A 19,433-nucleotide genomic window follows, 5' to 3' on the forward strand; every position below is an offset into this window, starting at 1 on the left:
GCTCTCCCTGAAAATTAGCTTCAAAGTGTGGACCATGATTGCCGGTTGGTCGTTCGAACGCTGAAAAAACACCTACGCTGTAGCGGACTGTTTGGTGAAAAGAGGACGTTACGCATGCGCTCATTGCGCCGGGTCGCGATCATTGGCGGCAATCGAATTCCCTTCGCTCGTTCCAATGGTGCCTATGCCACCGCCAGCAACCAGACGATGCTCACGGCCGCCCTCGAAGGCTTGATCGAGCGATATCGGCTGCATGGCCTGCAACTGGGCGAAGTCGCCGCCGGAGCGGTGCTCAAGCATTCCCGGGACATGAACCTGACCCGCGAATGCGTGCTCGGTTCGCGGCTGTCGGCGCAGACACCGGCCTACGACCTGCAGCAGGCATGTGGCACCGGGCTGGAGACGGCGCTGCTGGTAGCCAACAAGATTGCCTTGGGGCAGATCGACAGCGGCATTGCCGGTGGCGTCGACACCACCTCCGATGCGCCCATCGCCGTCAACGAAGGCTTGCGCCGGATTCTGCTGCAGGCCAACCGCAGCAAGACGACGGTGGACAAACTCAAGGCGTTTCTGCAAGTGCGTCCGGGGCATCTGAAACCGGAACTGCCACGCAATGGCGAGCCGCGTACCGGGCTGTCCATGGGGCAGCATTGCGAGTTGATGGCGCAGACCTGGCAGATCCCGCGAGAGGACCAGGACCGATTGGCGCTGCTTAGCCATCAGCACTTGGCAGCCGCCTATGCCGAAGGCTGGCACGACGATCTGCTCACGCCGTTCCTGGGGCTGATCCGCGACAACAACCTGCGTGCCGACCTGACCCTGGAGAAGCTCGCCAGCCTCAAGCCGGCGTTCGAACGCAGCGACAAGGGCACCCTGACCGCTGGCAACTCCACGCCGCTGACCGATGGAGCCTCGGTGGTGCTGCTGGGCAGCGAGGACTGGGCGCGGAAGCACGATCTTCCGGTGCTGGCCTACCTGGTTGATGGCGAAACCGCAGCGGTGGACTTCGTCAACGGCGAGGAAGGATTGTTGATGGCACCGGCCTACGCGGTGCCGCGCTTGTTGGCGCGCAATGACCTGAGCCTGCAGGATTTCGATTACTACGAAATTCACGAAGCCTTCGCCGCTCAGGTGCTGTGCACCCTCAAGGCCTGGGAGGACCCCGAGTACTGCCAGCGCCGCTTGGGATTAAGCGAGCCGCTGGGGGCCATTGATCGCAGCAAGCTCAACGTCAAGGGCAGCTCACTGGCGGCCGGGCATCCGTTTGCCGCCACCGGTGGGCGCATCCTGGCCAACATGGCCAAGCTACTGGACACGGCAGGCAAAGGCCGTGGCCTGATTTCGATCTGCGCCGCCGGTGGTCAGGGGGTGACGGCGATTATCGAGCGCTGACCAGCGTTGCCGCTGCCACCGGGGCCGGGCGATTGGCGTAGTGCTCGGCCATGATCGAGCAGACGATCAGCTGCAAGGGGTGGTAGATCATGATCGGCAACAGGATCAGCCCCAGCCCTGGATGCGCGCCGAAGATCAGCGCCGCCATCGGTGCGCCGGCGGCCAGCGATTTCTTGCTGGCGCAGAACACCGCTGCGACTTCATCGGCAGGGCTGAAACCGAGGGCGCGGGCGCTGCGGGTGGTCAGCCAGAGAACGACCGCCAGTAACAAGGCGCTGCCCAGTAGCGCGGTGATCAATACCGAACTGCCTTGTTGCTGCCACATGCCCGAGACCATCGAGTTGCAGAAGGCCGCGTAGACCAGCAGCAGGATCACCAACTTGTCCATGATGTTGGTGTAACGCTTGTGGCGGGCAAAGAAACGGCCCAGCCATGGGCGCAGCAGTTGGCCGAGGACCAGGGGCAACAGCAGCAGGGCACAGAGGTCGAGCAGGGTAGCGCCGAGGTCGATGCCATTGCTGCCGGTACCGACCACCAGGCTGACCAGCCAGGGCGTGATGAAGATCCCAAGGACACTCGACAGGCTGGCATTGAGAATCGCCGCTGGCACATTACCTCCGGCACTACCGGTCAAGGCCACCGAAGAGGAGATGGTCGAGGGCAGGGCGCACAGGTAGAAAAACCCCAGCATCAGCAGCGCTGGCAGGTGGCTGCCGATCAGTTTGTCCGCCAGCCACCAGAGCAGCGGGAAGACCACGAAGGTGAAACCCTGAACCATCAGATGCAGGCGTCCGTTTTTCAGACCGTGGCCGATCTGCTCGCTGGACAGGTTGATGCCGTGCAGAAAGAACACCAGGAACACGCCGACATTGATCACGTACTCAGCGTGCATCGCCCCGCCACTGCGGCCAAAGTCGGGGAACAGCCAGGCCAGGAAGGTGGCGAGGAACATGCCGCAGAGAAACCAGTCGGTTACCACGCGTTTGAAGTGTTTGAGCGCTTGCATGGGCGGGCCTTCGAATCATTTTGTAATCATTGAGCCCACAGGCTACGCTCGGCGGATGAATGCCGTCTTGCGACATAAGGCCAAGTGATGCCGATTAACGGACAACAACCTTCTCCCCGCCCGATTCCGGCGCTAGAACAACTGCCCCGGGCACTTTATGCGCGGGCGGAAAGCCTGGGGGCAGGTTCCTGGACACCGCGTCATCAGCATGACTGGGTGCAGTTTTCCTATGCGATCAGCGGCGTGCTGGGTGTGTACACCGCCGAAGGCAGCTACTTTGCACCGCCGCAATGGGGCGTATGGATTCCGGCGGGGGTTGAACACGAGGTGGTGACCTCAATGCAGGCCGAGATGCGCAGCCTGTATGTGCGTCGCGAAGAAGCCTGCTGGGCACCGGGGCAGTGCCGGGTACTGGAAGTGACGCCACTGGCGCGTGAGTTGATCAAGCAGTTCTGTTTGTTGCCGGTGGACTATGCCGAAGGTGACAGCGCCGAAGCGCGCCTGGCGGCAGTCTTGCTTGACCAGTTGCAGGCCCTGCCAGAGGTCGGTTTTTCCCTGCCTTTGCCTAAGCATCCACGCTTGCTTGAACTGTGCAACGAATTGCTCGCGCACCCGGACCGGGGACAAACCCTGGGACAGTGGGCGCAACGCTTGAATACCTCGGAGAAAACCCTGATGCGCCTGTTCCAGCGTGAAACCGGCTTGAGTTTTCGCGGCTGGCGTCAGCGCATGCGTCTGTTGTCATCGCTGACGGCCCTGGAGGCCGGACAAAGTGTCACCGAAGCCGCGCTGGGCTGTGGTTATGACTCCACGTCGGCCTACATTGCGGCGTTCAAGAGCCTGTTCGGTTTTACCCCGGGCGGCATGCGACTGTAGCGTGGTAAAGAAATCTGGTGATTTTTGTGAACGATTGTCCACTAACATTTACAAAAACTATGGCAACTCAGACGGATTGCCGTTACAACGCAGTGCGGTCTTGCTACAGCGACAATCCGGTGCAGCTCCGGTGACCTACAAAAAATCTCGTGTCTGGCAGAACAGGACCCCCGACAAAAGCCGATGAAGACTCCAAAACGCATTGAACCACTGGTTGAAGATGGACTGGTCGATGAGGTACTTCGACCGTTGATGAGTGGCAAGGAGGCCGCCGTGTACGTGGTGCGCTGCGGCAAGGAATTGCGCTGTGCCAAGGTCTACAAGGAGGCTAACAAGCGCAGCTTCCGTCAGGCCGCCGAGTATCAGGAAGGCCGCAAGGTGCGCAACAGCCGCCAGGCCCGGGCCATGGCCAAAGGCTCCAAATACGGGCGCAAAGAGGCTGAGGACGCCTGGCAGAACGCCGAAGTGGCGGCCCTGTTCCGTCTGGCCAACGCCGGCGTGCGCGTGCCGCGGCCCTACGACTTTCTCGACGGCGTGCTGCTGATGGAACTGGTGGCTGACGAATATGGCGATGCCGCGCCACGGCTCAACGATGTGTACCTGGAACCTGACCAGGCGCGCGAGTACCACGCCTTCGTGATCCGCCAGATCGTGCTGATGCTCTGCACCGGGCTTGTGCATGGTGACTTGTCGGAATTCAACGTGCTGCTCGGGCCTGATGGCCCGGTGATCATCGACCTGCCACAGGCGGTGGATGCGGCGGGCAACAACCATGCCTTCAGCATGCTTGAGCGCGATGTCGGCAATATGGCGGCCTACTTCGGGCGCTTTGCCCCGGAGCTCAGGGAAACCCGTTACGCCCAGGAAATGTGGGCCCTGTACCAGGCTGGCGACTTGCTGCCGGAAAGCGAACTCACCGGGCAGTTTGCGCTGGACGAGCACAGCGCCGATATCGACGGGGTCATGCGCGAAATCGACGCGGCGCGCTTTGACGAAGCCCGTCGGCGTGCCATCAGAGAAGACGCCGAACGGGGGGCGGGCAAGGAAGAAGAGCCTACACCGCCCTGGTTGCAGTAAGCCGTCAGTGACAGCAACTGGCCCCGGCTGCCAGGTCCTTGAGGATCGGGCAGTCCGGGCGGTCGTCGCCCTGGCAATGGGCGACCAGCTCGCTCAAGGTGTCGCGCAGGCTTACCAGTTCTTCGATGCGCCGGTTGAGGTCATCGATATGTTGACTGGCCAGGGCCTTGACGTCGGCACTGGCGCGCTGGCGGTCCTGCCACAGGGTCAGCAGGCGTGCGACTTCCTCCAGTGAGAAGCCCAGGTCGCGCGAGCGCTTGATGAAGGCCAGGCGGTGCAGGTCCTCCTGCTGGTACACGCGGTAGCCGCTGTCACTGCGCAGGGCTGGCTTGAGCAGGTTAATGGACTCGTAATAGCGAATCATCTTGGCGCTCAATCCTGAGCGCCGGGCGGCTTGGCCGATGTTCATTGGGCGTCGTCCTGTGTTGAGTGTTCAGGCAGGCCCCCAGCATCAACCTTTCCATAAGGGCAAGGTCAATAGCCCAGGCCGGCTCTGATCAATGTGAGGCCATTCTGATCGGTTGCAATCCGGTATTTATTGATCTGCCCGGCCTGCAGCTTCAATCGGTTGCTGCGTTGATTCTCGATGCCCGGCTGGCAGCCTGGCGCCTGCCCTGGCAGGTAGCGTAGGCGCACATCGACTTCTCCCGGTGGCAGATTGAATGAGGTGGATTGCTCCTGAAACAGCCGTCCGGCCAGTTGATCATTGATGTACACACCAATCTCGCATGAGGTCGCCACTTCCAGGCGTTCGCGGGAGATGGTCAGAATGCTGTAGTCGCTTGGTCCTGCGGCACTGGCCTGGGGAAGCACGGCGAAAACACCCAGCAGGCCGAAAAGGCCGAAAGCTGCCCTGCGCATGAAATGAAACTCCTGCATCATCAATCGTCAGGCTCGCAGCTTGGCCGACCCGGGCGATGATTTCCAGCCCGGCCGTGCGAATAGGCGCTTGACCTTGTCCCGGTGGCAAGCTTGAAACTGTGTCAAAACCTACAGGAGGCAGTCCCTATGCAAGTGTTCAATGTTCAAGGAATGACCTGTGGCCATTGCGTCAAGGCCGTGACCCGCGCGGTTCAGGCTGAAGATGCAAACGCCGTGGTTGAAGTCGATCTGGGCCAGAAACAAGTGAAGGTGCAAAGTACCTTGCAAGCCCCGCAGATTCTTCAATTGATCCGCGAAGAGGGCTATCAGGCCGAAGCGGTCTGAGGCGAACAGGCCCGCGCTGTGGATAAAAATGTCACGGCGCGCAGCGCAACACCGGCAGGGCGGTTAAACTAGCAGACTTGCTTAGCCTGCTATGGATTTCCGATGAACCTGCGAACCATCCTGATTCTGGGCGCCCTCAGTGCGTTCGGGCCCCTGGCGATTGATTTTTACCTGCCAGGCTTCCCAGCGATGGCGCTGGCCTTCGGTACCGATGAAAAACATATCCAGACCACCCTGGCCGCCTACTTCCTCGGGCTGTCCATTGGACAACTGGCCTATGGGCCGGTAGCCGACCGCTTTGGTCGGCGGATTCCGCTGCTGGTCGGTGTCTGCCTGTTTACCCTGGCATCGATAGCCTGTGCCATTGCCCCCAACCTCGATACCTTGATCGTCGCGCGGTTCGTCCAGGCGCTGGGAGGCTGTGCGGGTATGGTCTTGTCACGGGCCATCGTCAGTGACAAATGCGATGCGGTGGCCTCGGCCAAGGTGTTTTCCCAGTTGATGCTGGTGATGGGCCTGGCGCCGATCCTGGCACCGATGCTGGGCGGGGTGATGGTCAACCTGTATGGCTGGCAATCGATCTTTGTCGCGCTGACTGTGTTCAGTGCCTTGTGTACCTTGGCAGTTGCCTTGGGGTTACCGGAAAGCCTGCCCGCCAGTCAGCCGCGTCAGCCACTGTCGGGTGCCTTGCGTCAGTACGGGCGTCTGCTCAAGGACCGGGTCTTCATTGGCCATGCCTTGACCGGCGGCATCGCTATCGCCGGCATGTTTTCCTACATTGCCGGATCGCCCTTTGTCTTCATCAAGCTCTACGGCGTCCCGGCCGAGCACTATGGCTGGCTGTTCGGCAGCAACGCGGCAGGTTTCATTCTGGTGGCGCAGGTCAATGCGCGGCTGTTGGCCAAACGCGGCCCGGCGTTTTTGCTGAGGCGGGCGGTATGGCTGTATTTGCTCGCAGGGCTGACGCTACTGGCGATCAGCGCATTGCAACCGACCAAGCTCTGGCCGCTGCTGGTTCCGCTGTTCATCTGTATTGCCAGCCTGGGTTGCATCATCCCCAATGCCTCGGCATGCGCCATGAGTGGTCAAGGCGCACGGGCCGGGAGCGCTTCGGCGCTGCTGGGCTGCATTCAATTCAGCGTCGCTGCGGGCGCTGCGGCAATGGTGGGCGTGTTGCACGATGGCAGTGCAGTGCCAATGGCACTGGTCATCTGCCTGTGTGGTCTAGGCGCGGTAGGCGCATCGATGGTCACGCATCGCTTACAGCTCAGCCGACCCGTCTAAGTGGATGCGGCGCCTGCAAGCGGGTCTGCAAGGTGTTGACGAAGGCTCGGGCTTCGGCCTCACTGCGAAAATTCACTACTTGCTGGTCCAGTCGAACCTGCCATGGGCAGCCGGGCTTCTGGGCTGATGCACTGACTTGAATGATCATCGTGGCATACCTGCGGTGAGCGTTGGCTGAAGAATTGTAGCGCTACCTCGCTGCAGGGAAATGACCTGGGTCAGTTGTCAGACTGACGGTCATGCCCACCCCTTGCCGGGGTGGGCAGGCTGCATCAGAAACCTTCCAGAACGATCTTGCCCTTGGCCGCACCGCTCTCCAGCAGGGCGTGAGCACGACGCAAATTGGCGGCGTTGATGATGCCGTAGTGCTCGCCCAGGGTGGTCTTGAGAGTGCCCGCATCAATCAGCTCGGCGACCCGGTTGAGCAGGTTATGTTGCTCGATCATGTCATCGGTTTCGAACAACGAGCGGGTGTACATGAACTCCCAGTGCAGCGACAGGCTCTTGCGCTTGAGCAGGCCGATATCCAGTTGCTTGGGGTCGTCGATCAGCGCCAGTTTGCCCTGGGGGGCCAGAGCCTCGACCAGCTGTGGCAGATGCTGGTCGGTCTGGGTCAGGCTGGCCACATGGGTAACCTGCTCGATGCCTTGCGCCTTGAGCGCTTCGGCCAGTGGCTGGCGATGGTCGACCACCAGGTCGGCGCCCAGTTCGCTGACCCACGCCTGGGTGTGTGGGCGGGACGCGGTACCGATCACTGTGAGTCCGGTCAATTTGCTGGCCAGTTGGGTCAGGATCGAACCCACGCCGCCGGCGGCACCGACGATCAACAGGCGTTGGTCCAGGTCGTTCTGGCCTTCTGGAATCTGCAGGCGTTCGAACAACAGTTCCCACGCCGTGATTGCTGTCAGGGGCAGGGCGGCTGCTTCAGCGAAACTCAGGGTCTTGGGCATATGACCGACGATGCGCTCGTCGACTACATGCAGTTCACTGTTGGCCCCGGCCCGGGCGATGGAACCTGCGTAAAAGACCTTGTCACCGGGTTGGAACAGACTGACCTCGCTGCCCACCGCCTTGACCACACCGGCCACGTCCCAACCCAGTACCTTGGCGACACCTGCCTCAGGCTGAACGTTCTGACGGACTTTGGTATCCACCGGGTTAACCGAAATGGCCCGCACTTCTACCAGCAGGTCCCGTGGCCCTGGCTCAGGGGCTGGCAGCTCGATGTCTTGCAGCGCGGCTGGGTCGGTAATGGCCAGGGAATGGTAGTAGGCGATAGCTTTCATGCGGGGCGTCCTCAACAGGGAAATCGTTGGGCGCCATGATTGGCGCTTTCACTTCATGTTAAAAGCCGCTAGAACGACAGATACTTTCAATATTTTTTTGATAATGATGAGGCCCTCCTGTGCGATTCGATGACCTGCAGCTTTTCGTTCGCACAGCGGAGCTAGGCAGCCTTTCTGCTGCTGCACGCTTGCTCGATCTCTCCCCGGCGGTGGCCAGCGCTGCGCTCAAACGCCTGGAACAGCAACTGGGCACGCGCTTGCTCGCCCGCTCTACCCGCAACCTGCGCCTGACCGCCGAAGGGGAGGTTTTTTTGTTGCACGCGCGCAGTGCCCTGGCCAGCCTGGACGAAGGGCGGCGCCTGCTGGCGCGCGGACAGGATGATGTCAGTGGTGTCTTGCAGTTGTCCGCGCCCTCGGATTTCGGTCGCAATGTCCTGTTGCCCTGGCTTGATGAACTGCAGCGCGAGCACCCGAAACTGTCCGTGCGCTTGCTGCTGGGTGATCGCAATGCCGATCTGTTTCGTCAGGCGGCAGACATTGCCCTGCGTTATGGCGCGCCGGAGGATTCAAGCCTGGTGGCGCTCCCTCTGTGTCTGGACAACCGGCGTGTGCTTTGCGCTTCACCCGTGTATGTGGCCCGTCATGGCGAGCCGAAGGAGATAGCCGACCTGGCTCAGCACAATTGCCTGCTCTACCAGTTGGGCAGCCGCGTTCACGATCACTGGCGATTTGGCCGTGGTGCAGCGGAGGTAGGGGTGACTGTCAGTGGTGACCGCTTTTGCGACGACGCCGATGTGGTCCGCCGTTGGGCGCTGGCAGGTCTTGGCATTGCCTACAAGTCTTGGCTGGATGTGGCGTTCGATGTGCAGGCAGGGCGCTTGAAAGTGCTGTTGGGGCATCTGGAGGGAGAGCCGGCGCCGCTGAATCTGATGTGCACTCACCGGGCACAATTGGGTAAACCGGTACAGTTGCTGCGTAGTCTGCTCAGGGAACGCTGTCAGGTGTTATTCGAGCAGTTGCATGTTGTAAGCCTGTAGAACGTATTTGGGTACTCAAGAACTTGCCGAATTGTTTGTGGCTTTTGATTACGCTAGTTGTAGGGATAATGTCTGATTTTTGTATGAGTATTTATTTATAAGTTTTAACTAGCGGGCATAGGTTGCGGTTCTGCGCGGTTCGTTTCCAAAGTTAACTTTCTAACTATCCGGTCGAGTAATGGCCATGGTTTGGCCAAGCAGGGTTGTTTTCCCCTGTGGCCGGTTTGCAGCCTCGGAAATTGTATCCCTGAGGCGGCTTATAATGATTCCAGCAGTCGTTTCCAGCGAGAGGAACTTCCACGTCAACGGCCGGCAAACATCGCGACCGCGCTAACTTTGCCTGGTTTACAGCACTGGCAGACTGCCGGTGGGTCATCACTGAAACTTCCAGCCGCTCTGGCATCGGGAACCTCGCAGTAAATGCTGCCGACATGGTTATTCAATCGATTTCAGATGTGATCTCGCAGGGAGTTGAGATATGAAACCCGTAACAAGTATCAGCCAGATTGCCAGCCTGCTTGCCGACCCCAAGCGCAGCGCAATGCTTTGGGCATTGATCGACGGAGTGGCTCGGCCCACTGATGAACTGGCAGACCTGGCTGGCCTGACGCCTTCTTCGGCCTGCGCTCACCTGGCCAGGCTTTCGGCCAGCGGCTTGCTCAAACTGGAGCCGCGCGGGAGAAAACGCTATTTCAGACTTGCCGGGCCTGAGGTTGGCGCTGCCGTGGAAGCGCTGGCCAGCGTTCAGGTCACCACCCGAGAAACAGGGGCGGTACGTGAGGATCTTGGTATTCCACTGTCTATGCGCCGGGCCCGCCTGTGCGGCGATCACCTGGGAGGGGACCTGGCTGCCGATCTGTATCAGCGCCTGTTCGATGCCGGTTGGCTGGAGGGGATGGAGCAGCAGATCGAGGTGACCCAGGAGGGGCGGGTGCAGTTTGCCCGTTACGGCATTTTCATTGAGTCCCTGGCTCGGCAGCAACGCAAGAGCTTCAGCAGTTGTCGGTGCTGCAGTGAATGGACTGACCATCGTCCACACCTGGGCGGAGCGTTGGGCAGCAGCTTGCTGAAACTGTTCCTGCAGTCTGGCTGGATCCGTGAAAGTGAGACTTCACGCAGATTTCAGATCAGCGCGGCAGGTTTGCATCAGATCAACCGGATCGCCCAACCGTTGACGTTGCAGTCCGTCGGCTAGTACCGAAGGAGGCCCGCTCCTGCAGGAGCGGGCTTGACCCGCGGGTTTACGCTTTGATCAAGCGTGCATCCAGGCTATTCTGCGCCAGGCGTCGAGCCTGATCCTGGGTCATGCCCAGGTGGGTATGCAGGGCATGGAAGTTTTCGGTCACATAGCCACCGAAATAGGCCGGATCATCCGAGTTCACCGTGACCTTCACGCCGCGCTCGAGCATGTCGAGAATGTTGTGCTGGCTCATATGGTCAAACACGCACAATTTGGTGTTGGACAGTGGGCAAACGGTCAGTGGGATCTGCTCATCGATAATCCGTTGCATCAACCGCTCGTCTTCGATGGCGCGCACGCCATGGTCAATCCGCTGGATCTTGAGCAGGTCGATAGCTTCCCAGATGTATTCGGGAGGACCTTCTTCACCCGCGTGGGCAACGGTCAGGAAGCCCTCGCCGCGGGCGCGGTCGAACACGCGCTGGAACTTGCTCGGTGGGTGACCCATTTCCGAGCTGTCCAGGCCCACGGCGATGAAGGCATCGCGAAACGGCAAGGCCTGGTCGAGAGTTTTCTGCGCTTGATCTTCGCTCAAATGACGCAGGAAGCTCAGGATCAAGCCACTGCTGATGCCCAGTTGCTGCTGACCATCCTTGAGGGCTGCGCTAATACCGTTGAGCACCACTTCAAAGGGAATACCGCGATCGGTATGTGTTTGCGGGTCGAAGAACGGCTCGGTATGGATCACGTTCTGCGCCTTGCAGCGCAACAGGTAAGCCCAGGTCAGGTCGTAGAAGTCCTGCTCGGTGCGCAGCACGTCGGCGCCCTGGTAGTAGAGGTCGAGAAATTCCTGCAGGTTATTGAACGCGTAGGCCGCGCGCAGAGCCTCGACGTCGTTCCAGGGCAGGGCGATTTTGTTGCGTTCGGCCAAGGCGAACAGCAGCTCGGGCTCCAGCGATCCTTCCAGGTGCAGGTGCAATTCTGCCTTGGGCAGCGCGTTAAGCCAGTCGTACATAAAGTCTGTTTCTCATCAGGTGCGGTTGCCAGCATTCTACAGGGGTTGCCCGTTGCTGGCCGAGAAAGCTGACCGGGTGGAAGGTGCCGGAATCCTTGCAAAGCGACTACAGTCACTTCGACCTTCATCACCGGAACAACGCCGCCGATGTTTGCCCTGATTAACCAGGAAAAGCCTTTATTGTTGGCCATGCTGCTGGCGGCTTGCGCCTGGCCACTTCAGGATCAGCTGCTCGGGCATGGGCACACGTTCGCGTTGGTGGCGGGGCTGGTGCTGGTGGTGGCGATCATCTGCGCGTCGATGCGTGTCGCCCAACATGCTGAACAACTGGCGGAGAAGGTCGGCGATCCTTACGGCACCATGATCCTGACGCTATCTGCGGTGATGGTCGAGGTGCTGGTGCTGGCGATCATGATGAGCAACCAGTCTTCGCCCACCTTGGTACGTGACACCATCTATTCGGCGGTGATGCTCGATATCAACGGGATCCTTGGTCTGGCTGCGCTAATGGGGGGGCTCAAGCATGGCGAGCAGCCGTACAACGATGATTCGGCACGCACATACAGCGTGATGATCATGACCGCCATGGGCGTTTCGATGGTGGTTCCCGAGTTCATTGCGCGGGAACACTGGAAGCTTTATTCGGCGTTCACCATTGGTGCGATGGTGCTGCTCTACACCTTGTTCCTGCGCATGCAGGTCGGCCCCCACAGCTATTTTTTCAGCTACAGCTATCCGCAGAAAAAACGCCGAAACCCATTGCCAATTCCGGTGAACAAGGTGCGCTCGATTGTCATCCTGATCGTCGGGGTGCTGATTATCGGTGTGCTGGCGGAGGCGATGTCGCACCCGCTGGAATTTGGTCTGCAGGGCAGTGGCGCGCCGCCCGTGTTGATGGCCATCGTGGTGGCGACGATTTCTGCAGCGCCGGAAATCCTTACCGCACTGCGCGCAGCGCTGGCCAATCGTATGCAGTCGGTGGTCAATATCGCTCTGGGTGCGTCGCTGTCCACGGTGATACTGACCGTGCCACTGATGGAGGCGATGGCGCTGTATACCGGCCAGCCTTTTCAGATGGCCATGACCCCGGTGCAGACGGTCATGATCGCCATCACCCTGATTGTCAGCGCGATCAACCTCAATGATGGCGAAACCAACGCGATCGAGGGCATGACCCACTTCGTATTGTTCGCCACCTTTATCATGCTGGCGTTTCTCGGCCTTTGAAGTATCAGCCGGCACTCACCAGATCAGGCTGTCGCCCTTGTAGTTGATGAAGTGCAGGCCACCTTTGCCGGCGTTGGCTTTGACCTGTTCGAGCATGCCGCGGGTACTGGTGAGCACGTCGATCTCTGCATTCTCGCCACCCATGTCGGTTTTGACCCAACCCGGATGCATGGCCAGCACAGTCTGCTGTGGCTGCTGCAAGGTGACGAAACTGTTGATCATCGAGTTCAGTGCCGCCTTGCTGGCCTTGTACAGGCAGATCTCACTGCCGTCGGGGATGGCGATGCTACCCAGGATCGAACTCATGAATGCCAGCACTCCATCGTCGCGCAATTGTGGGGCAAAGCGCTGGGCGACGCGGATCGGCGATACCGCATTGGTCATGAACAGATCACCGACATCGCTCAGCTGTGCGCGCTCGGCGTTCTGGTCGCCTGGGCCCATGACCCCGGCGTTGACGAACAGCAGGTCGAAAACCTGGCCTTTGAGTTGCGCTTGCAGCGCATCGAGTTGCTCGGTGCTGTTCATTTCCAGGGTTTGCACCTGAACGCCAGCCATAGCCGTCAATGCCGGCGCCTTGGCCGGGTCACGGACGGTTGCGACGACATCCCAGCCGTCTTCCCGCAGGCGCTGCACCAGACCCAATCCGAGGCCACGTGAGGCACCGATGATCAGTGCGGTCTTGTTCGAGGGCATGAAGGAACTCCTTTTAATGGATGAGTCGTTGATCAAAGAATGATCAGTCTAGTCAAAGCGTGGCCGAGCAGGCTATTGGTGAAGGGTTACACGGCTTATCCACAGATTGCTCCACAGTATCTGTGCGCAAGCACGGGATGTGGATATAAGCGCCTGCAGGCTTCCTCCGGGGGGTAATAAATGGGGATAACTGACTGATTTTTCGGCAGTTGAAACGCTGTCATCAAATCTTGATCAAAATATGATCGTTTGCCTGTAAGCCACGTAAATAAAGGGGCTCAGGCGAATGCCCAGAGCTTATCCACAGCCAGGCCCACAGTGAATGTGGGCAAGTGATCAGCGTCGCTCCAGCAGGATCCGGCCGCGGCTCAGGTCTGCCAACTGACGCTGCAGTGCTTCGATCTGTTCTTCACCCAACGCCAGCAACAAGTCGACGCCGTTGGCCGTGAAGTGCTCCTCCAGTACCAGGCCATCTGCCTCGGCCACGCGCAGCTTGAGCAGGGCCAGCTCGCTGAAGCTGCAACTGCAACTGACTTCGCTGCGGCTGACCAGCAGCCTCTTTTCTGCCTGCTGCAGGCATTTGTTGGCACCGCCGCCATAAGCGCGGGCCAGCCCTCCCGTGCCCAACTGGATACCGCCGTACCAGCGGATTACCAGCACCACGACCTGATCACAGTCCTGGGCTTCGATAGCCGCCAGGATCGGGCGTCCGGCGGTGCCGCCGGGTTCGCCGTCGTCGCTGCTGCGATACTGCGCACCGAGCTTCCAGGCCCAGCAGTTGTGAGTGGCAGCCGGGTCGCTGTGTTGTTCAATGAAGCCCATGGCCTCGGCAGCGCTGTTGATCGGCGCTGCCAGGGTAATGAAGCGGCTCTTGCGAATCTCTTCGCGAAATTCACAGGTGTCGAGCAGGGTAAAAGGCATAAACGCAGATTCAGTCGGGAAGTTTCAGGCCACAGCCTTTAAGAATGATGTGGATAAGATTGTTGCTGGCATCTTCAATGTCTTGCTTGGTCAGGCGGCTGCGGCCGGTCACTTGGCAGATCTGGGTGGCAAAGTCGGCATAGTGCTGGGTGCTGCCCCAGAGCAGGAAAATCAGGTGCACAGGGTCGACCGGGTCCATCTTGCCGGCGTCGATCCAGGCCTGGAACACGGCGGCACGGCCCTTGAACCAGTCGCGGTAATCCTGGCTGAAATAGTCGCTCAGGCACTTGCCGCCACTGATGATCTCCATGGCGAAAATCCGCGAAGCCTGGGGGTTGCGCCGGGAGAACTCCATTTTGGTGCGGATGTAGGTGCTCAGCGCTTGTGCCGGGTCATCTTCGACGTTGAGGGCATTGAAGGTGCTGTCCCACAGCTCGATGATGTTGCTCAGCACCGCCACATAAAGGCTGAGCTTGTTGGTGAAGTAGTAATGCAGGTTCGCTTTAGGCAGTCCGGCCTTGAGGGCGATGGTGTTCATGCTGGTGCCCTTGAAGCCATGACGGGCGAACTCGTCTTCGGCAGCCTGGATGATGGCTTGCTCATTCTTCTGACGAATGCGGCCGGCGGGCTTGCCCGGGGCGGTGACACGATGCGCAGGGACTTCGAGGGACATGGACGGTTCCAGACAAGGCAATGGGTATCGTTTTTGATCGGTTAACCTACCACAGCATCAGCCTTCAGCGCGTCGCCGCCAGACTTTCCAGAAAGCTTTCCAGGACCAGATGCGGGCGCCGTCCCTTGCGGGTTACCCAGCACAGGCTCAGGTCATAGAAGCACTGTGTCGGCTTGAGAGCGCGCAGCCTGCCTTGTTGTACCCAGAAACTGGCGTAGTGATCCGGCAGGTAGCCGATATAGCGTCCGGTAAGGATCAGAAAGGCCATGCCTTCGCGGTCCGAGGCGCTGGCCGTGCAGTTGAGTGCCTGGTAGTGCGCCTGGACATCGGCAGGCAGGCGGAAGGTCGGGGCGATGGCATCCTGAGCATTCAGGCGTTCGTCGTCCAGCTGGCGGTCGTCGGCATAGAACAGCGGATGGCCCACTGCGCAATAGAGCAACGAACGCTCGCTGTACAGCGGCTGATACTCCAGGCCCGAGAGTGGACTGGTTTGCGGCACTACACCGACATGCAGGCTGCCATCGAGCACACCTTGTTCAACCTGGCTGGGGGCGATCATGCGAATCTGGATGCGCACATCCGGGCCGCGGTCCTTGAGCTGGGCCAAGGCGTGGGTGATACGCATGTGCGGCAAAGTCACCAGGTTGTCGGTCAGGCCGATGTTCAGCTCACCACGCAGGTGCTGGTGCAGGCCGTTGACCTCGGTGCGAAAGGTTTCCAGGGCACTGAGCAACTGCAAGGCTGACTGATACACCTCGCGACCTTCCTCGGTCAGCGAGAAGCCGGCACGCCCGCGCTGGCACAGGCGCAATCCCAGGCGCTGCTCCAGATCGCTCATCTGCTGGCTGATCGCCGAGCGACCGATTCCCAGCACGTTCTCTGCGGCAGAAAAGCCGCCGCACTCCACCACGCTGCGGTAGATCTTCAGGAGACGAATGTCAAAGTCGCTGACTTGAGCGAGGGGATCGGGGCGGCGGCTCATAGTTTAGTAGTCGTCTACCTGAAGATTAGAAAAGTTGGGTTTTCCAGACTTTATCGTCATGACAACTTAGTCGCAACAACACTTGTCGCTGCCCAATTGCCTTGCGAGGACTTGCCCGATGAATCTGCCTGAAAACGCTCCTGTCGGTCTGGCCAGCCAGCTCAAGCTGGATGCCCACTGGATGCCCTACACCGCCAACCGCAATTTTCAGCGCGATCCACGGCTGATCGTTGCCGCCGAAGGCAGCTACCTGACCGACGACAAAGGTCGCAAGATCTATGACGCGCTGTCGGGCCTGTGGACCTGCGGTGCCGGTCACACCCGCAAGCAGATTCAGGAAGCCGTATCTCGTCAGTTGGGCGTGCTCGATTACTCGCCAGCCTTCCAGTTCGGTCACCCGCTGTCGTTCCAGCTGGCCGAGAAGATCACTGATCTGACGCCGGGCAATCTCAATCACGTCTTCTACACCAACTCTGGTTCCGAGTGCGCCGACACTGCGGTGAAGATGGTGCGTGCCTACTGGCGCCTCAAAGGTCAGGCCACCAAGACCAAAATGATTGGCCGTGCCCGCGGTTACCACGGGGTGAACATCGCCGGCACCAGCCTGGGCGGCGTCAACGGCAACCGTAAAATGTTCGGCCAGTTGCTCGACGTTGACCATATTCCGCACACCCTACTGGCCAGCAACGCCTTTACCAAGGGCATGCCGGAAGAGGGCGGTATCGCCCTGGCCGATGAAATGCTCAAGCTGATCGAGCTGCATGACGCCTCGAACATCGCCGCGCTGATCGTCGAGCCGCTGGCCGGTTCCGCCGGTGTTCTGCCTCCACCTAAGGGCTACCTGAAACGCCTGCGCGAAATCTGCGACCAGCACAACATCCTGCTGATCTTCGACGAAGTCATCACTGGCTTTGGTCGTATGGGGGCAATGACCGGTGCTGAAGCCTTTGGCGTTACTCCGGACCTGATGTGCATCGCCAAGCAAGTCACCAACGGCGCGATTCCGATGGGCGCGGTGATTGCCAGCAGCGAGATCTATCAAACCTTCATGAACCAGCCGACCCCGGAATACGCTGTGGAATTCCCCCACGGCTACACCTACTCGGCGCACCCGGTTGCTTGCGCGGCCGGTCTCGCGGCGCTGGATCTGCTCGAGAAAGAAAACCTGGTGCAGTCTGCCGCTGAGCTGTCGCCGCACTTCGAGAAGGTGCTGCACGGCGTCAAGGGTGCGAAGAACATCATCGACATCCGTAACTACGGTCTGGCCGGCGCAATCCAGATTGCCGCCCGTGACGGTGATGCCATCGTGCGTCCTTATGAGATTGCCATGAAGCTATGGCAAGCCGGCTTCTACGTGCGCTTCGGTGGTGACACGCTGCAGTTTGGCCCGACCTTCAACAGCCAGCCGCAGGAACTGGATCGTCTGTTCGACGCGGTCGGCGAGGCCATCAACCAGGTCAGCTGATTCTCATACCTATATATAAGAAGAGGACGCGAGCGAGCTCGCGTCCAGATATGCCCCCTTTCTGGAGTTTTGCATGAGCACTGTTCAACATTTGATCAATGGCGAGTTGGTTGCTGGCAACGAGCGCACCGCTGATGTTTTCAACCCGTCGACTGGCCAGGCTATCCACAAGGTCGCCCTGGCCAGCAAGCAAACCGTGCAACAGGCCATTGACTCGGCCAAGGCTGCGTTCCCGGCATGGCGCAACACCCCGCCAGCCAAGCGCGCCCAGGTGATGTTCCGTTTCAAGCAACTGCTGGAACAGAACGAAGCGCGCATCTCGCAACTGATCAGCGAAGAGCACGGCAAGACCGTTGAAGACGCTGCCGGTGAATTGAAGCGCGGTATCGAGAACGTCGAGTTCGCCTGTGCTGCGCCAGAAGTGCTCAAGGGCGAGTACAGCCGTAACGTCGGCCCGAACATTGATGCCTGGTCCGATTTCCAGCCGCTGGGCGTTGTGGCCGGCATCACGCCGTTCAACTTCCCGGCCATGGTTCCGCTGTGGATGTACCCGCTGGCCATCGCCTGTGGCAACTGTTTCATTCTCAAGCCTTCTGAGCGTGATCCGAGCTCGACGCTGCTGATTGCCCAATTGCTGCACGAAGCCGGCCTGCCTAAAGGCGTCCTGAACGTGGTGCACGGTGATAAAGAAGCGGTGGATGCGTTGATCGAAGCGCCAGAGGTCAAGGCGCTGAGTTTTGTCGGTTCGACGCCAATTGCCGAATACATCTATTCCGAAGGCACCAAGCGCGGAAAGCGCGTTCAGGCACTGGGTGGCGCGAAGAACCACGCTGTGCTGATGCCAGACGCGGACCTGGACAACGCCGTGAGCGCACTGATGGGCGCAGCGTATGGTTCTTGTGGCGAGCGTTGCATGGCCATCTCCGTAGCTGTCTGTGTCGGCGACCAGGTCGCCGATGCACTGATCGCCAAGCTGGAACCGCAAATCAAGGCGCTGAAGATCGGTGCCGGTACCTCTTGTGGCCTGGACATGGGCCCGCTGGTTACCGCCGCTGCCCGTGACAAAGTGGTCGGTTACATCGACGACGGCGTTGCTGCCGGTGCACAACTGGTGGTGGACGGTCGTGGCTACCGCGTTGCCGGTAATGAAGATGGCTACTTTGTCGGTGGCACGCTGTTCGACCGTGTGACCACGGACATGCGTATCTATAAAGAAGAGATCTTCGGCCCGGTGCTCTGCGTGGTTCGCGTGGACAGCCTGGAAGAAGCCATGCGCCTGATCAACGAGCACGAATACGGTAACGGTACCTGCATCTTTACCCGTGACGGCGAAGCGGCGCGGTTGTTCTGCGACGAGATCGAAGTGGGCATGGTCGGCGTCAACGTGCCGCTGCCGGTGCCAGTGGCCTACCACAGCTTCGGTGGCTGGAAACGTTCGCTGTTTGGTGACCTGCATGCTTACGGTCCGGACGGTGTGCGTTTCTACACCCGTCGCAAGGCGATCACTCAGCGTTGGCCGCAACGTGCCAGCCACGAGGCGTCGCAGTTCGCTTTCCCTAGCCTGTAAGGCTGGGTAGAGAAGGGGAGGCCGATAGGCCTCCCCTTTTGTTTTAGGGGTTTTTGACCTTTATGACAGTTTTATTGAAATAAGGCCTTGACGCCCCTGTAGATCTCTCTATAATTCGCCCCACTTCCGGCGCAGTCGGAACGGAAAACTCTTTGTGATTCAACGAGTTAGATGTTCCAGGTAGTGTCGGAGGGGCTTCGATCGAAAGATCGGCAGCGGTGAAAAAGGTGGTTGACAGCGGATTGAAACGCTGTAGAATTCGCCTCCCGCTGACGAGAGATCGCAGCGAGTTAAGCGGTTGAAGTTGAAAGAGAAATTCTGAAAAACTTCAAAATAAACGCTTGACAGACTCTGAGGAAAGCGTAGAATGCGCGCCTCGGTTGAGGCGAAAGACTTCAACCACCGCTCTTTAACAATCGAATCAAGCAATTCGTGTGGGTGCTTGTGGCTCAGACTGATAGTCAGAAAGATTATCAGCATCACAAGTGACTGCACGAGAAGTCGAAAGACTTCGAATTAGTCATTTGAGATTGCTGAGCCAAG

Annotated in this window: 20 protein-coding genes; 10 read left to right on the plus strand and 10 right to left on the minus strand. The window is 59.6% G+C overall.

Annotated features, from left to right (window positions below):
• Positions 1-114 precede the first annotated feature (114 nt).
• Positions 115-1,392, plus strand: a complete 1,278-nt coding sequence (locus ACO6VD_RS17475) for an acetyl-CoA C-acetyltransferase (RefSeq protein ID WP_422420876.1) — start codon at positions 115-117, stop codon at positions 1,390-1,392.
• Here ACO6VD_RS17475 and ACO6VD_RS17480 read toward each other — a convergent pair.
• Positions 1,379-2,398: a bile acid:sodium symporter family protein gene (locus ACO6VD_RS17480; protein ID WP_422420878.1), complete on the minus strand. Its 1,020-nt coding sequence runs from the start codon at positions 2,396-2,398 to the stop codon at positions 1,379-1,381. The two genes, ACO6VD_RS17475 and ACO6VD_RS17480, sit on opposite strands and share 14 nt — an antisense overlap.
• Before the next feature lie 87 nt (positions 2,399-2,485).
• Between ACO6VD_RS17480 and ACO6VD_RS17485 the strand changes: the two genes are divergently transcribed.
• Positions 2,486-3,274 (plus strand): AraC family transcriptional regulator, encoded by a 789-nt coding sequence (locus ACO6VD_RS17485; protein WP_422420880.1) that lies wholly within the window; start codon positions 2,486-2,488, stop codon positions 3,272-3,274.
• Between the two features lie 183 nt (positions 3,275-3,457).
• Complete coding sequence (locus ACO6VD_RS17490) at positions 3,458-4,351, plus strand: PA4780 family RIO1-like protein kinase (protein ID WP_422420882.1); 894 nt, start codon at positions 3,458-3,460, stop codon at positions 4,349-4,351.
• Positions 4,352-4,355: 4 nt separating this feature from the next.
• Here ACO6VD_RS17490 and cueR read toward each other — a convergent pair whose 3' ends face one another.
• Positions 4,356-4,760 (minus strand): Cu(I)-responsive transcriptional regulator, encoded by a 405-nt coding sequence (cueR, locus tag ACO6VD_RS17495; protein ID WP_400172601.1) that lies wholly within the window; start codon positions 4,758-4,760, stop codon positions 4,356-4,358.
• A gap of 65 nt (positions 4,761-4,825) precedes the next feature.
• Positions 4,826-5,212, minus strand: a complete 387-nt coding sequence (locus tag ACO6VD_RS17500; RefSeq protein ID WP_422420884.1) for a hypothetical protein — start codon at positions 5,210-5,212, stop codon at positions 4,826-4,828.
• A gap of 147 nt (positions 5,213-5,359) precedes the next feature.
• Here ACO6VD_RS17500 and ACO6VD_RS17505 point away from each other — a divergent pair, with 147 nt between their 5' ends.
• Together ACO6VD_RS17505 and ACO6VD_RS17510 are read left to right on the plus strand one after the other, a co-directional pair.
• Complete coding sequence (locus ACO6VD_RS17505; RefSeq protein ID WP_422420886.1) at positions 5,360-5,557, plus strand: heavy-metal-associated domain-containing protein; 198 nt, start codon at positions 5,360-5,362, stop codon at positions 5,555-5,557.
• Between the two features lie 102 nt (positions 5,558-5,659).
• Complete coding sequence (locus ACO6VD_RS17510) at positions 5,660-6,841, plus strand: multidrug effflux MFS transporter (RefSeq protein ID WP_422420888.1); 1,182 nt, start codon at positions 5,660-5,662, stop codon at positions 6,839-6,841.
• Here the strand turns inward: ACO6VD_RS17510 and ACO6VD_RS17515 are convergent.
• Both ACO6VD_RS17515 and ACO6VD_RS17520 read right to left on the minus strand, forming a co-directional pair.
• Entirely contained in the window at positions 6,825-6,989 is a 165-nt protein-coding gene (locus ACO6VD_RS17515; protein WP_422420890.1) for a hypothetical protein, read from the minus strand. The genes ACO6VD_RS17510 and ACO6VD_RS17515 overlap by 17 nt on opposite strands.
• Positions 6,990-7,113: 124 nt before the next feature.
• Positions 7,114-8,127 (minus strand): zinc-binding alcohol dehydrogenase family protein, encoded by a 1,014-nt coding sequence (locus ACO6VD_RS17520; RefSeq protein ID WP_422420891.1) that lies wholly within the window; start codon positions 8,125-8,127, stop codon positions 7,114-7,116.
• A gap of 119 nt (positions 8,128-8,246) precedes the next feature.
• Between ACO6VD_RS17520 and ACO6VD_RS17525 the strand changes: the two genes are divergently transcribed.
• Both ACO6VD_RS17525 and ACO6VD_RS17530 read left to right on the plus strand, forming a co-directional pair.
• A complete protein-coding gene (locus tag ACO6VD_RS17525; RefSeq protein WP_422420893.1) occupies positions 8,247-9,164 on the plus strand; it encodes a LysR family transcriptional regulator in 918 nt (305 codons plus the stop codon).
• A gap of 478 nt (positions 9,165-9,642) precedes the next feature.
• Positions 9,643-10,359: an ArsR/SmtB family transcription factor gene (locus tag ACO6VD_RS17530; RefSeq protein ID WP_422420895.1), complete on the plus strand. Its 717-nt coding sequence runs from the start codon at positions 9,643-9,645 to the stop codon at positions 10,357-10,359.
• Between the two features lie 46 nt (positions 10,360-10,405).
• On the opposite strand, the gene ACO6VD_RS17535 is transcribed toward ACO6VD_RS17530, so the two are convergent.
• Positions 10,406-11,359 carry an adenosine deaminase gene (locus ACO6VD_RS17535; RefSeq protein ID WP_422420897.1) on the minus strand — a complete coding sequence of 318 codons (954 nt, stop codon included), beginning with the start codon at positions 11,357-11,359 and terminating at the stop codon, positions 10,406-10,408.
• Between the two features lie 147 nt (positions 11,360-11,506).
• Between ACO6VD_RS17535 and ACO6VD_RS17540 the strand changes: the two genes are divergently transcribed.
• Positions 11,507-12,586 (plus strand): calcium:proton antiporter, encoded by a 1,080-nt coding sequence (locus tag ACO6VD_RS17540; RefSeq protein ID WP_422420899.1) that lies wholly within the window; start codon positions 11,507-11,509, stop codon positions 12,584-12,586.
• A 15-nt stretch (positions 12,587-12,601) separates the two neighbouring features.
• On the opposite strand, the gene ACO6VD_RS17545 is transcribed toward ACO6VD_RS17540, so the two are convergent.
• The 4 genes from ACO6VD_RS17545 to ACO6VD_RS17560 form a co-directional block, all read right to left on the minus strand.
• Positions 12,602-13,282: an SDR family oxidoreductase gene (locus ACO6VD_RS17545; protein ID WP_422420901.1), complete on the minus strand. Its 681-nt coding sequence runs from the start codon at positions 13,280-13,282 to the stop codon at positions 12,602-12,604.
• Positions 13,283-13,618: 336 nt separating this feature from the next.
• Positions 13,619-14,203 carry an IMPACT family protein gene (locus tag ACO6VD_RS17550; protein ID WP_422420903.1) on the minus strand — a complete coding sequence of 195 codons (585 nt, stop codon included), beginning with the start codon at positions 14,201-14,203 and terminating at the stop codon, positions 13,619-13,621.
• A gap of 10 nt (positions 14,204-14,213) precedes the next feature.
• Entirely contained in the window at positions 14,214-14,876 is a 663-nt protein-coding gene (locus tag ACO6VD_RS17555) for a TetR/AcrR family transcriptional regulator (RefSeq protein ID WP_422420904.1), read from the minus strand.
• Positions 14,877-14,940: 64 nt separating this feature from the next.
• Positions 14,941-15,858: a LysR family transcriptional regulator gene (locus ACO6VD_RS17560; protein ID WP_422420906.1), complete on the minus strand. Its 918-nt coding sequence runs from the start codon at positions 15,856-15,858 to the stop codon at positions 14,941-14,943.
• A gap of 118 nt (positions 15,859-15,976) precedes the next feature.
• Between ACO6VD_RS17560 and ACO6VD_RS17565 the strand changes: the two genes are divergently transcribed.
• Together ACO6VD_RS17565 and ACO6VD_RS17570 are read left to right on the plus strand one after the other, a co-directional pair.
• Positions 15,977-17,323 carry an aspartate aminotransferase family protein gene (locus ACO6VD_RS17565; protein WP_422420908.1) on the plus strand — a complete coding sequence of 449 codons (1,347 nt, stop codon included), beginning with the start codon at positions 15,977-15,979 and terminating at the stop codon, positions 17,321-17,323.
• Positions 17,324-17,396: 73 nt separating this feature from the next.
• Positions 17,397-18,890 (plus strand): CoA-acylating methylmalonate-semialdehyde dehydrogenase, encoded by a 1,494-nt coding sequence (locus ACO6VD_RS17570; RefSeq protein ID WP_400172615.1) that lies wholly within the window; start codon positions 17,397-17,399, stop codon positions 18,888-18,890.
• The last annotated feature ends 543 nt before the right edge of the window (positions 18,891-19,433 follow it).

Origin of the sequence: Pseudomonas sp. GZD-222, from assembly GCF_049310525.1 — a bacterium.
Taxonomy (GTDB): Bacteria; Pseudomonadota; Gammaproteobacteria; order Pseudomonadales; family Pseudomonadaceae; genus Aquipseudomonas.

Excerpts from the sequence above, each read along its gene's own strand:
- ACO6VD_RS17480 (WP_422420878.1), bottom strand. The coding sequence starts at position 2,398 with ATGCAAGCGCTCAAACACTTCAAACGCGTGGTAACCGACTGGTTTCTC.
- ACO6VD_RS17550 (WP_422420903.1), bottom strand. The coding sequence starts at position 14,203 with ATGCCTTTTACCCTGCTCGACACCTGTGAATTTCGCGAAGAGATTCGC.
- ACO6VD_RS17485 (WP_422420880.1), top strand. The coding sequence starts at position 2,486 with ATGCCGATTAACGGACAACAACCTTCTCCCCGCCCGATTCCGGCGCTA.
- cueR (WP_400172601.1), bottom strand. The coding sequence starts at position 4,760 with ATGAACATCGGCCAAGCCGCCCGGCGCTCAGGATTGAGCGCCAAGATG.
- ACO6VD_RS17500 (WP_422420884.1), bottom strand. The coding sequence starts at position 5,212 with ATGCGCAGGGCAGCTTTCGGCCTTTTCGGCCTGCTGGGTGTTTTCGCC.
- ACO6VD_RS17570 (WP_400172615.1), top strand. The coding sequence starts at position 17,397 with ATGAGCACTGTTCAACATTTGATCAATGGCGAGTTGGTTGCTGGCAAC.
- ACO6VD_RS17505 (WP_422420886.1), top strand. The coding sequence starts at position 5,360 with ATGCAAGTGTTCAATGTTCAAGGAATGACCTGTGGCCATTGCGTCAAG.
- ACO6VD_RS17515 (WP_422420890.1), bottom strand. The coding sequence starts at position 6,989 with ATGATCATTCAAGTCAGTGCATCAGCCCAGAAGCCCGGCTGCCCATGG.
- ACO6VD_RS17535 (WP_422420897.1), bottom strand. The coding sequence starts at position 11,359 with ATGTACGACTGGCTTAACGCGCTGCCCAAGGCAGAATTGCACCTGCAC.
- ACO6VD_RS17565 (WP_422420908.1), top strand. The coding sequence starts at position 15,977 with ATGAATCTGCCTGAAAACGCTCCTGTCGGTCTGGCCAGCCAGCTCAAG.
- ACO6VD_RS17545 (WP_422420901.1), bottom strand. The coding sequence starts at position 13,282 with ATGCCCTCGAACAAGACCGCACTGATCATCGGTGCCTCACGTGGCCTC.
- ACO6VD_RS17560 (WP_422420906.1), bottom strand. The coding sequence starts at position 15,858 with ATGAGCCGCCGCCCCGATCCCCTCGCTCAAGTCAGCGACTTTGACATT.
- ACO6VD_RS17520 (WP_422420891.1), bottom strand. The coding sequence starts at position 8,127 with ATGAAAGCTATCGCCTACTACCATTCCCTGGCCATTACCGACCCAGCC.
- ACO6VD_RS17475 (WP_422420876.1), top strand. The coding sequence starts at position 115 with ATGCGCTCATTGCGCCGGGTCGCGATCATTGGCGGCAATCGAATTCCC.
- ACO6VD_RS17490 (WP_422420882.1), top strand. The coding sequence starts at position 3,458 with ATGAAGACTCCAAAACGCATTGAACCACTGGTTGAAGATGGACTGGTC.
- ACO6VD_RS17530 (WP_422420895.1), top strand. The coding sequence starts at position 9,643 with ATGAAACCCGTAACAAGTATCAGCCAGATTGCCAGCCTGCTTGCCGAC.
- ACO6VD_RS17510 (WP_422420888.1), top strand. The coding sequence starts at position 5,660 with ATGAACCTGCGAACCATCCTGATTCTGGGCGCCCTCAGTGCGTTCGGG.
- ACO6VD_RS17540 (WP_422420899.1), top strand. The coding sequence starts at position 11,507 with ATGTTTGCCCTGATTAACCAGGAAAAGCCTTTATTGTTGGCCATGCTG.
- ACO6VD_RS17555 (WP_422420904.1), bottom strand. The coding sequence starts at position 14,876 with ATGTCCCTCGAAGTCCCTGCGCATCGTGTCACCGCCCCGGGCAAGCCC.